Genomic DNA, 10673 nt, shown 5'->3' with positions numbered 1-10673 from the left:
GGGCGCGGCCCGTGCCGCGGGCGCGCAGTCTTTTAATACTGGCCAGCCGTGCCAACGGCCAGGGGTGACCCCTGCACCCAGTGTCCATCGCGAAATCCCGAGGACGGTCTTTCGCTCTCAGGGTCGAGAGGAAAAGATGCGTCGCGCATATTTTCCGATTCACATTGGCCCGTCGTGCCAACGACCAGTGAAAAACCCCGCGTGTAGCCGTCCTCAGCTACGCCGAAGCCTCAAAGCATCTCGCCCGCAGGGGCTCTGCTTGGGTGCGCCGCAGCGTCGCGGGTATGGCCCGCGCCGGGCGGTCGCGTTACAATGACATGTCTGACAAGGAAGGTATGTGCAGATGGAACGTGTTGAATTGACCCGCGAATGCGAAGGCGTCCGGATCCCGGCCGGAAGCAAAATGATGCTGGCAAAGGGGACCGAGGCCTTTATCACGCAATCGCTCGGCGGGACCTTCACCCTGCAGATTGCCGCGTACGGCGGCCTGTTCCGCGTCGCGGGCAAAGACGCCGATGCGGTCGGCAAGAAGCCCGAAGATGCGGGCGCGGTGTCGGCGTCGGGGGGCGGCGATCTCGAAGCGATGGTCTGGGAGCAGCTCAAGACCTGCTTCGATCCCGAAATCCCCGTCAACATCGTGGACCTCGGCCTGGTCTATGGAATGGAAGTGAAGGACGCCGGCGACGGCGCCAAGAAAGTCGAAGTCAAGATGACTTTGACGGCGCAGGGATGCGGCATGGGCGCCTCGATCGCGACCGACGCGCGCTTCAAGATCATGAGCATCCCGGGCGTGTCGGAGGCGGACGTCGATCTGGTGTGGGATCCGCCGTGGACTCCGCAGATGATTTCTCCCGAGGGGCGCGAGCGCCTCGGCATCGACTGATCGACGCGGCGCTTTGTGAAGCCCCGCCACGCCGCCGCGCTCGCGCTTGTGGGCTGGTATTTACTGATGCCGCCAATAGTCATGGAAGGTGACAAGGCAAAGATCGACGGCAGTGTGCCTTTGTCTAAGTGGTATCGTGTCGATCGCGTTTACGAGACGGAATCCGCGTGTGAGGAGACTAACGCCAGGCTTCGCGCTATCGCGGAGAGTCACAAGAATTGGATCGGCCCTTCTGGAAGCGTCGCGGCTGCAAGTGACCGGTATATCCTTTTGACAAATCAGCGCTGCATCGCGACCGACGATCCGCGTCTCAAGGGAAATTAAGACACTCGCACTCCGAAATTCAGACACTCAGCCTCTAATTAAGACAGCACCCGAAGTCGGCGGTGCGTTGACACGCCCGACGGCGTCCGATAATTGTGTTCGTTCGGCATATCGATGTTTGCAATAGTAAAGACAGGCGGAAAACAGTACCGCGTCGGCGTCGGCGACCAGATAACGGTCGAGCGGCTGGCCGGCGAGGTTGGCGCGGCTATATCACTTGACAACGTGCTGGCGGTCGGCGGCGATGCGCCCAAGGTCGGCACCCCGGTGGTCGCGGGCGCGTCGGTGACGGCAAAGATCGTCCAGCAGCCGCGCGGCACGAAAGTGATCGTGTTCAAGAAAAAGCGCCGCAAGAACTACCGCCGCAAACGCGGCCATCGGCAGGAACTGACGGTGCTCAAGATCGAGGAAATTTCCGTTTCCGCTGGCGCATAGTCGCCCGCGTTAATTTTTTTCAGTGAACCGCGGCCCCGAAGGCCGCTTCATCCAGGGAGACACTGCGTGGCGCACAAAAAAGGCCAGGGTTCGACGCGCAATGGCCGCGACAGTCCGGGCCAGCGCCGTGGTATCAAGATTTACGCGGGGCAGACCGTCAAGGCCGGCAACATCATCATCCGCCAGCTCGGCACCCGCGTGCATCCGGGGCGCAACGTCGGTCTGGGCCGCGACTATACGATTTACGCGCTCATTGACGGTGTGGTTAAGTACGAGCCGAAGGGTGAGAAGCGGCAAGTGAGCGTCGAGCCGCTCCCGGCCGGCACCGATAGCGCAGGGGCGTCTGCTTAGGGACCGTCAGCCCGCAAGATTCGAATTGAAGCCCCGCGGTGCGCCGTGGGGCTTCTCTTTTTAGTGTTTTTGATCCTTGATTTTGCTTTTCATTTCCGCAACTCGCGACGGGAGGAACTTCGATGCGACTAGGTTTAATTTCCGGCTATTCGGGGGCGCAGATGGGCTTGCCGATGGACACCATCCTCGAAGCGGAACGCGTCGGTTTCGATTCCGTGTGGACCGCCGAGGCTTACGGCTCCGACGCGGTTACGCCGCTGGCCTGGATCGGCGCGCTGACCAAGAAAATCCGGCTCGGCACCGGAATCATGCAGATGCCGGCGCGGACTCCCGCCGCGACCGCGATGACCGCGATGACGCTGGACGCGCTGTCGGGCGGCCGCTTTATCCTCGGCATCGGGCCGTCGGGTCCGCAGGTAGTAGAGGGCTGGCACGGCGTGTCGTACGGCAAACCGCTGCAGCGCACGCGCGAGTACATCGAGATCGTGCGCACGATTCTCGCGCGCGAAGTCCCCGTCGAGCATCACGGCAAGGAATTCGACATCCCGTACACCGGTCCGGGCGCGACGGGGCTCGGCAAGCCGCTCAAGAGCATCCTGCACGGGCGCAAGGACATGGCGATCTACACCGCGTCGATCAGCCCCAAGGGCATCGCGCTCGCGGCGGAAATTGCCGACGGCGTGATTCCGGTCTGGATGAATCCGGAGCGATGGGACATCTACGGCGCGCCGCTCAAGCAAGGCTTTGCGAAAACCGGCGGCAAAAAGAGCCTCGACAATTTCGACGTCGCGCCGTTCGTCACCTGCATCATGGGCTCGGACCTCGCCGGATGCCGGATGCCGGTGAAGGGGATGCTGGCGCTGTACATCGGCGGGATGGGCGCGCGCGCGAAAAATTTCTACAACGACTACGCCAAGCGGCTCGGCTACGAAGAGGTCGCGGTGAAAATCCAGGACCTGTACCTGGCCGGCAAGAAGGCCGAGGCGATGGCGATGGTGCCGGACAAGCTGGTCGATGAGGTCGCGCTGGTGGGCAGTCGCGAGCGAATCGCGGACCGGCTCAAGGCGTGGAAGGCGTCGCCGGTCAAGACGATGCTGATTGGCACCGGCGATATCAACGCGGTCCGCGCGCTGGCGGAGATATGTCTGTAGCAGATCGGCGCCGCTCGCAGGGACTATAATGGTCAGGCCGCCATGCGATTTATCGACGAAGCCAGGGTATTCGTGCACGCCGGCAAGGGCGGCGACGGCGCAATCGCGTTTTTGCGCGAAAAATTCCGGCCGTTCGGCGGACCCGCGGGCGGCAACGGCGGACGCGGCGGCAGCGTAATCTTCCAGGTCGATGAAGGCCTCTCGACCCTGCTCGATTTCAAATATCAGCCGCGTCTGATCGCGAAGGACGGCGAACCCGGCCGCGGCAAGGAACAATACGGCCACGGCGCCGACGACGTCGTGGTGCGAGTGCCGCCCGGGACGATCGTCTTCGACGAGGAAAGCGGGATGACGCTTGCGGACCTGGTGATGCCGGGCGACACGGCGACAATCGCGCAGGGCGGCGAGGGCGGCCGCGGCAACATGCACTTCGCGTCCTCGACGCGGCGCTCGCCGCGAATTGCGACGCCGGGAACCGCGGGCGAGCAGCGATGGATCCGGATGGAACTGCGGCTGGTCGCCGACGCCGGGCTGGTAGGACTTCCTAACGCGGGCAAGTCCACGTTGCTGGCCGCGCTCAGCGCGGCGCGCCCGAAGATCGCGTCCTACCCGTTCACGACGCTGGCGCCCAACATCGGCCGCGTGTCAATCTCCGGCGAGGAGGGTTTCACGCTGGCCGATATCCCCGGGCTGATCGAGGGAGCGCATCGCGGGCTTGGACTCGGAATCCGTTTTTTGCGCCATCTGGCGCGCACGCGGCTGGTCGTTTACGTGCTCGACGGCGCGGATAATCCCGACTCCGCGCTGGCGACCGTGCGCGCCGAGATCGCGGCGTTCGATCCCGCGCTGGCCGATCGCCCGGCGGTGGTCGCGCTCAACAAGACCGATCTGATCGGCGTCGGCGAGGCGAACAAGGCCGCGCGCAAGCTGCGCAAGCTCACCGGTCTCGAGGTATTCCCGATTTCGGCGGACAAGCGCGAAAATCTGGCGCCGCTGGTCGCGGCGATCGCGCGGATGCTTCATCGGATGGATCAACCGGCGGCATGTCCCAACTGAACTACAAGGAATCGGCGGTCGCGCGCGCGCGGCGCGTCGTGATCAAAGTCGGCAGCGCCGTGTTGTCCGAGGTCGAAGGACTGCGCGTCGATGTGATCGAGCAGCTCGCGGCGCAGATCGAGCCGGCGGTGCGGGCCGGCCATGAAATCGTGATCGTCACGTCGGGCGCGGTGGCGGCCGGACGCGCGCGCCTCTCGAAACTTCACGGCGCAACGATTGCGGCGCGGCAAGCCGCGGCCGCCACCGGGCAAATCGAGCTGATGTCGGCGTGGGCGCACGCATTCGCCGTCCACGATCGGACCGTCGCGCAGATTTTGCTCACCCATCAGGACCTGGCGGAACGCCGCAGGCGTCTCAATGCGAACCAGACGATTGCGGAATTACTGGGCGCGGGCGTGATTCCAATCGTCAACGAGAACGACACGGTTGCGGTCGAGGAAATACGGCTGGGCGACAACGACGTGCTGTCGTCGCTGGTCGCGAGCCTGGTGCAGGCGCAGCTCTTGATTATTTTGAGCGATGTGGATGGCGTTCTGACCGCCGACCCGCGCGAGCGCAGCGACGCGCGGTTGATTCCCGTGATCAGCGATCCGGAGGCCGAGATGCGCGGGCTGGTGGCCGAGCATGCGGGTCCGCTGGGGAGCGGCGGGATGGCGACCAAGTTGAAGGCGGCGCGGCAGGCGGCGCAGGCCGGAATCGCCGTGATAATCGCGCGCGGGCGCGAGGCCGGCATCGTCACAAGCGCGCTGGATCCGGCGCGCGAGGCGGGCACGCTGATCGTGCCGGCCGGCGTGCGGCTCAAGAGCCGAAAGCATTGGATAGCGTTCGCGCTGCGGCCGGCGGGCTCAATCGCGGTCGATAAGGGCGCGGCCGACGCGCTGTGCAACAAAGGGCGTTCGCTGCTGCCCTCGGGCGTGCGGGAGGTTCGCGGAGACTTTGGTGGCGGCGCTTGCGTGAGCCTGCTCGATCCCGATGGAGCCGAGTTCGGGCGCGGGTTGGTGAACTATCCGGCGTCCGACGTGCTGAAAGTGGCCGGGCGGCGTTCGACTGAAATTTCAGCTCTGCTCGGCTACAAAGTGGCCGACGAGATTATCCATCGCGACAACTTCGTGCTGATCAAGGAGATCGCGTAGCGAGCGGGCAGGGGTGACCCCTGCACCCGGTACTAAGAGAGGATGCGGGACTTCGTCCCTGTTAGAAGTTGGGGGGCGAAAGACCCGCAGTTTATTTGAGCGGGTTCGGGATATATTCTCGCAGATGGATGAGTGTTGAAGCGGATACGGTTGCGGCGCTTGCGCGGGCGCGGGCGGCGGCGCCAGGGATGGCGCTGGCCACCACGGCGCAGAAAAACGATTTTCTACGCCGGCTGGCGAGCTCGATTCGCGATTCACGCGCGGAAATTATCCGCGCCAACGCAACCGACCTGGAGCGCGCGCGCAAGAGCGGACGCGGCGGAGCGTTCGTCGAGCGGCTGACGCTCGACGACCAGCGAATCGAAGCGATGGCCGCGGGCGTGCTTCAGGTCGAGGCGCTCGACGATCCGGTCGGGGCTGCGATCGAGAAGTGGACGCGGCCCAACGGGCTGAAGATCGAAAAGCGGCGCGTGCCGATCGGCGTGATTGCGATGATTTACGAATCTCGCCCCAACGTCACGGTGGATGCGGCCGCGCTGACGCTGAAAGCCGGCAACGCGGTGGTGTTGCGCGGCGGCAGCGAGGCGCTCGGCAGCAACGGATTTCTTTCGGGATTGATCGCGCAAGCGTTGCGGGACGCCGGGCTCAATCCCGACGCGGCGACCTTTATCCGCGATCCGGATCGCGAAGTAATCCAGATAATGAAGCGCAGCCGCGAGCTGATCGACTTGATAATCCCGCGCGGCGGCAAGTCGTTGAAGGAGGCGCTGGAAGGCTCGGCGGTTGCGCTGCTGCCGCATTTTGACGGCATCTGCCACACCTACGTCGATTCCGCGGCCGATCTGAAGATGGCCGAGGAAATCTGCTTGAACGCGAAATGCTCGCGGCCGTCGGTCTGCAATTCGATGGAAACGCTGCTGGTGCATCGCGCGGTCGCGGAAAAATTTCTGCCCGCGCTCGCCGCGCGGATGACGGCGGCCGGGGTCGAAATACGCGGGGATGAGCGGACGCGAAAAATCGTGCCCGCGGCACGCGCGGCGACGGACGAAGACTGGGACACGGAATATCTGGAGCTGATCCTGGCGGTGAAAGTGGTGGATTCGCTTGACGAGGCGATTGCGTTCATCGCGCGTCACGGGTCTCATCTTGCGGACGCGATCGTCACCGGCGACGCGGAGGCGGCGGCGCGCTTTGAACGCGAGGTCGATTCGGCTACGGTTTACGTCAATGCGTCAACGCGTTTCACTGACGGTTTCGAATTCGGATTCGGCGCAGAGACCGGAATCTCGACCAATCGGCTGCACGCGCGCGGGCCGATGGGACTCAACGAGTTGACCACCTACAAGTACGTCGTTGGCGGGACCGGGCAAGTTCGCGCCTGAGCCGCGAAGCTGAAAAAAGCATGCGGGTAGGATTGTTCGGCGGCAGTTTCAATCCGATTCATCTCGGGCATCTGCGCGCGGCCGAGGAAGTTCGCGAGGCCATCGAGCTCGACCTGGTATATTTCATTGCGGCCGCGTCGCCGCCGCATAAGGCGAAGACCGAATTGGCGCCCGCCGAGCATCGGCTCGCGATGGTTCGGCTGGCGACCAAGGGCAACCGGCATTTCATGGCGTCGGACGTGGAGATTCGGCGGGCCGGGCACTCGTACACGATCGACACGGTGCGCTACTACCTGGCGACGCTGCGCCAGCCGGCGACGCTGTACCTGCTGATGGGCGCGGATCAGTTTGCCGAGCTGGAATCATGGAAGGAGCCGGACGAACTGGCGCGCCTGTGCAACTTCGCCGTTCATACAAGGTTAATCGAAGGCGAGGCGGGTCCGCCGCGAATCTCGGTTGCCGCGCTCAAACGATTTGGCTACACTCAGGCAGACGATCACTACGTGCATTCGAGCGGACAAACGCTATCTTTCGTCGAAACCACGTTCCTACCCATTTCAGCGACTGAAATTCGCGGCAAACTGCAACACGGTGAATCGATCAGGTACCTGGTGCCGAGCGATGTCGTCGATTACATCCAGTACCACGCGCTCTATTGAGGATCGCTCTGCTTAAACTTTCGCGTTCATTCCGATCGAACCAGCCACCAGCGGCGAGCACGTTGCCGCGTCGCGGACACATTTCTTGACCGCGCTGAAAAAGGCATACGCCGCCGCCGAAGCGGCGCTGGAAAAAAAGGCCTACGACCTGGTGGTGCTCGAAGTCGAGCATCTGAAGTCAGTCGCGGATTATTTTTTGGTGGCGACCGGACGCTCCGACGTGCAGGTGCAGGCGATCGCGCGCGGGATCGAGGACGCGATGGGCAAGGCGGGACAGCGGGCGCTGGCGGTCGAAGGGATGCATCACGCGCACTGGGTGGTGCTCGACTACGACGACGTCGTGATCCATCTGTTCTACGAACCGGCGCGCGAGTTCTATCGGCTCGAGACGAATTGGATCGACGCGCACGAAGTGAAGCTACCGGAGCCGATTCGGACGCAGGCCGAGGGCTTGCGCATCCGGGCGATCGGGTGAGAGTCGGCGCGCGCGGAGTTTTTTAGTCAGACTTCGCGAATTACGTGCGAGATCCAGACCAGGATGACGGCGCCGATGGTCGCGACGACGATCGCGCCGATCATGCCGCTTGGTCCCGGAATGCCGAGTGCGCCGAAGATCCATCCGCCGACGAGGCCACCGAGCAGGCCGAGCACGAGATCGCCGATCAATCCGAAGCCTTCACCGCGGATCAGCTTGCCCGCGAGCCATCCCGCGATTATTCCGACTATGATCCAAAAAATCATCGTGGGTCCTCCTGGTTGTCGCGATAACGCTCGAAAGACCGAGCGGGACCGCTACTTTTTTTGTTCCATCGGGACGCCGCAGCACTTGAGTTGTCCGGAGCCGCCCTTGGTGACGATAACCTGCGATTTGCAATTGGCGCAGATGTAAACTTTGCCGAGCTGATTTGCCATTCGTGGATCCTGATCCTTGTTGACGATTTTTTCCTAAAACTTTGCGCTGAACATTCACGCGCCTCGGAACAGCGGTTTGCGCTGCTCGAGAAAGGCGCGCACGCCTTCGGCGCGGTCGGCAGTCGTTTGTAGCAGGGCGTATAGATCCTCCTCAAGCCTTATGCCCTGCTCCAATGTCATGTCGTAACCCTTGAGCACGGCGTCCTTGACCAGCCGCGCGGCGAGCGGAGCACGGCTCAGGATCGCCTCGGCGACGCGACCGCTTAATGCGGCGAGCTCGATCCGGCTGTCGGCGAGATATGTGACCAGTCCGATGCGCATCGCCTCGCCGGCTCCCAGAGCCGTTCCAGTGAGCATCAGGCGCAGAGCGTTGGCGGCGCCGACCAGCCGCGGGAGCCGCTGGGTCGCGCCGAAGTGGGGCATCGCGCCGCGTTTCATCTGCGTGATCGCGAATCGAGCCGACGAAATGGCGGCCCGAATGTCGGCGGCCATGGCAAGTTCCAATCCTTCATCGAATGCGTCGCCGTTGATGATCGCCACGGTGGGCTTGGAGAGCACCGCGAGCGATTCGACCAGGCGCGGATCCACGCCGTCGTCGAAACCGGTGCAGAACACGGAGCCGGCACCGGTGACAGCGAGCATGCGGGCGGCGTCGTCATCCTCGACCTGCTCGATCAGCTCGAGCATCCGCACCGCCATCGCGGGCGTGAGCCGGGCGCGCCCACTGGCGTAGCGAAGCGTCGCGCTGACGCATCCGCTGGCGAATGCAACCTCGACTGCGCCGGCGCCACCGTGGCGCCCGGCGCGGGTTCGGGTTCTTTTGGCGGGGCGCGGCGTCAGATGTCTCCAGCGGGCGCGCGCAGATCTTTGCGCAGGACTTTGCCGAGCGGATTTTTGGGCAGCGCGTGAATGAACTCGATACGCTCGGGACGCTTGAAGCTGGCAAGGCGCGAGCGGCAGAAGTCGGCGAGCTCTTGCTCGGTCACGGTCTTTCCCTTGCGCACGACGACGAAGGCCTTGACAATCTGCCCCCACTCGACCGAGGGCACGCCGATAACGGCGCATTCATCGACGGCCGGATGGCTCATGAGGACGGTTTCGATTTCCGCGGGAGCAATATTTTCGCCGCCGCGGATGATCATGTCGTCCTTGCGGCCGGCGAAGAAGACGTAGCCGTCGCTGTCGAGCCATCCGAGATCGCCCGTGGCGCGCCATCCGTCGAGCAATCGCGCGTTGTCGTCGCGGCCGGCGTAGCCCTTCATGATTCGCGGGGTGCGGATGATTATTTCGCCGACCTGGCCGGCGGGGAGGAAGTTGCCGTCCTCGTCGCGGACGCGAATCTCGACATCGGGGAGCGGCAAGCCTACCGAATTGAGGCGTTTGAGTTTGAGCTCGATCTGCTCGGGCGTGCCCTCGATTCTATGATCGTCGGGGCCGAGCACGGTCAGCGATGAAGTCGTTTCAGTCTGTCCGTACGCGTTCACGAAGCCGACTTGTTTGGGGAAGACTTCAATCGCGCGGCGAATTACCTGCACCGGCATCGCCGCGCCGCCGTAGGCGAGGTTGGTCAGGCTGGAGAGATCGGAGCCCGCAAATGACGGCTCGTCGATGATCTGCTTCATCATCGTGGGCACGACGAAGGCATGGGTGACGCGCTCGCGCTGGACGAGATCGAGCCACGCGCGGGCGTCGAATTGCGGCATCACGATCATCTTGCGGCCGGTCCACATGTTGGTCATGTACGCGGTGGTTCCGGCGATGTGATAAAAGGGCACGCACACCAGCGAGACCCCGCGATCGGTGCCGTCGGCCATCTCGACGTTGGCGGTCACGTAGGCGGTGAAATCGCGAAAGCGCAACTGCACACCCTTGGGCAGCGAGGTGGTGCCGCTGGTGTACATCAGGATCGAAATATCCTCGTCTTCGACTTCAGCTTCGGATTCATCGGGCGCAGCCTTGGCGATCAGATCGGCGAGCCGCGGCAATCCGCCGGCAGCGTCTCCGATCGCGACAATCCTGCTCGCGCTGAGCCGGGACTGAATTTTGTTTATCAGTTCGAGGTAGCGATCGCCGACGAGCAAGGCCTTCGCCTGTGCGGTGTTGATCATGTATTCGAGCTCGGCATCCTTGGCGCGGTAGTTAAGCGGCAGGAATATGAGCCCGGCCTTGGCGGCAGCGTAGTAGCATTCGATGTAGAGGTCGGAATTGGTGTCGAGCAGGGCAACGACGTCGCCATGCGCCAGACCGAATTGTTTGAAGACCGCGCACAGGCGCGCGACCCGGTCGTTCAGATCCGCGTAAGTAAGGCGTCGCGCGCCGAAGACCAGGATTTCCTGGTCGGGCACGATCGACGATGGGATCGTGACGAAGTTAACCGTGTTCACAGC

General features: G+C 63.5%; 13 protein-coding genes. 9 read left to right on the top strand and 4 right to left on the bottom strand.

The genetic code is table 11. The annotated features are described in order from the left end of the window. The first annotated feature begins 343 nt into the window (after positions 1 to 343). From sufT to rsfS, 9 genes are all read left to right on the top strand, one after another. A complete protein-coding gene (gene sufT / locus VIO10_RS09990) occupies positions 344 to 883 on the top strand; it encodes a putative Fe-S cluster assembly protein SufT (RefSeq protein WP_331963132.1) in 540 nt (179 codons plus the stop codon). 438 nt (positions 884 to 1321) lie between these two features. After that, positions 1322 to 1642 (top strand): 50S ribosomal protein L21, encoded by a 321-nt coding sequence (rplU, locus tag VIO10_RS09985; protein WP_331963129.1) that lies wholly within the window; start codon positions 1322 to 1324, stop codon positions 1640 to 1642. Between the two features lie 66 nt (positions 1643 to 1708). Beyond that, complete coding sequence (rpmA, locus tag VIO10_RS09980; RefSeq protein WP_331963126.1) at positions 1709 to 1993, top strand: 50S ribosomal protein L27; 285 nt, start codon at positions 1709 to 1711, stop codon at positions 1991 to 1993. A 122-nt stretch (positions 1994 to 2115) separates the two neighbouring features. After that, entirely contained in the window at positions 2116 to 3144 is a 1029-nt protein-coding gene (locus VIO10_RS09975; protein WP_331963122.1) for an LLM class F420-dependent oxidoreductase, read from the top strand. A gap of 42 nt (positions 3145 to 3186) precedes the next feature. After that, entirely contained in the window at positions 3187 to 4200 is a 1014-nt protein-coding gene (gene obgE / locus VIO10_RS09970; RefSeq protein ID WP_331963119.1) for a GTPase ObgE, read from the top strand. After that, positions 4188 to 5333 carry a glutamate 5-kinase gene (gene proB / locus VIO10_RS09965; RefSeq protein WP_331963116.1) on the top strand — a complete coding sequence of 382 codons (1146 nt, stop codon included), beginning with the start codon at positions 4188 to 4190 and terminating at the stop codon, positions 5331 to 5333. The genes obgE and proB overlap by 13 nt, the downstream gene beginning before the upstream one ends. A gap of 128 nt (positions 5334 to 5461) precedes the next feature. Then, positions 5462 to 6715, top strand: coding sequence for a glutamate-5-semialdehyde dehydrogenase (locus VIO10_RS09960; protein WP_331963113.1), 1254 nt, complete (start codon positions 5462 to 5464; stop codon positions 6713 to 6715). A 20-nt stretch (positions 6716 to 6735) separates the two neighbouring features. Next, positions 6736 to 7374 carry a nicotinate (nicotinamide) nucleotide adenylyltransferase gene (gene nadD, locus VIO10_RS09955; RefSeq protein WP_331963110.1) on the top strand — a complete coding sequence of 213 codons (639 nt, stop codon included), beginning with the start codon at positions 6736 to 6738 and terminating at the stop codon, positions 7372 to 7374. Positions 7375 to 7459: 85 nt separating this feature from the next. Continuing rightward, the gene (gene rsfS / locus VIO10_RS09950; RefSeq protein ID WP_331963107.1) at positions 7460 to 7849 is read left to right on the top strand and encodes a ribosome silencing factor; all 390 of its coding nucleotides are present in this window, start codon (positions 7460 to 7462) and stop codon (positions 7847 to 7849) included. 26 nt (positions 7850 to 7875) lie between these two features. Here rsfS and VIO10_RS09945 read toward each other — a convergent pair whose 3' ends face one another. The 4 genes from VIO10_RS09945 to VIO10_RS09930 form a co-directional block, all read right to left on the bottom strand. Further along, positions 7876 to 8115 (bottom strand): GlsB/YeaQ/YmgE family stress response membrane protein, encoded by a 240-nt coding sequence (locus VIO10_RS09945; protein WP_331963104.1) that lies wholly within the window; start codon positions 8113 to 8115, stop codon positions 7876 to 7878. Between the two features lie 51 nt (positions 8116 to 8166). After that, positions 8167 to 8286 carry a hypothetical protein gene (locus tag VIO10_RS09940; protein WP_331963101.1) on the bottom strand — a complete coding sequence of 40 codons (120 nt, stop codon included), beginning with the start codon at positions 8284 to 8286 and terminating at the stop codon, positions 8167 to 8169. A 54-nt stretch (positions 8287 to 8340) separates the two neighbouring features. Then, positions 8341 to 8985 (bottom strand): enoyl-CoA hydratase/isomerase family protein, encoded by a 645-nt coding sequence (locus VIO10_RS09935; RefSeq protein ID WP_331963098.1) that lies wholly within the window; start codon positions 8983 to 8985, stop codon positions 8341 to 8343. A 137-nt stretch (positions 8986 to 9122) separates the two neighbouring features. Beyond that, positions 9123 to 10670: a long-chain-fatty-acid--CoA ligase gene (locus VIO10_RS09930; protein ID WP_331963096.1), complete on the bottom strand. Its 1548-nt coding sequence runs from the start codon at positions 10668 to 10670 to the stop codon at positions 9123 to 9125. Positions 10671 to 10673 lie beyond the last annotated feature (3 nt).

Origin of the sequence: Candidatus Binatus sp. (genome assembly GCF_036567905.1) — a bacterium.
GTDB lineage: Bacteria > Desulfobacterota > Binatia > Binatales > Binataceae > Binatus.
Note: the sequence above shows the minus strand (reverse complement) of the source record. Positions and strands in the feature narration are given on the sequence as shown.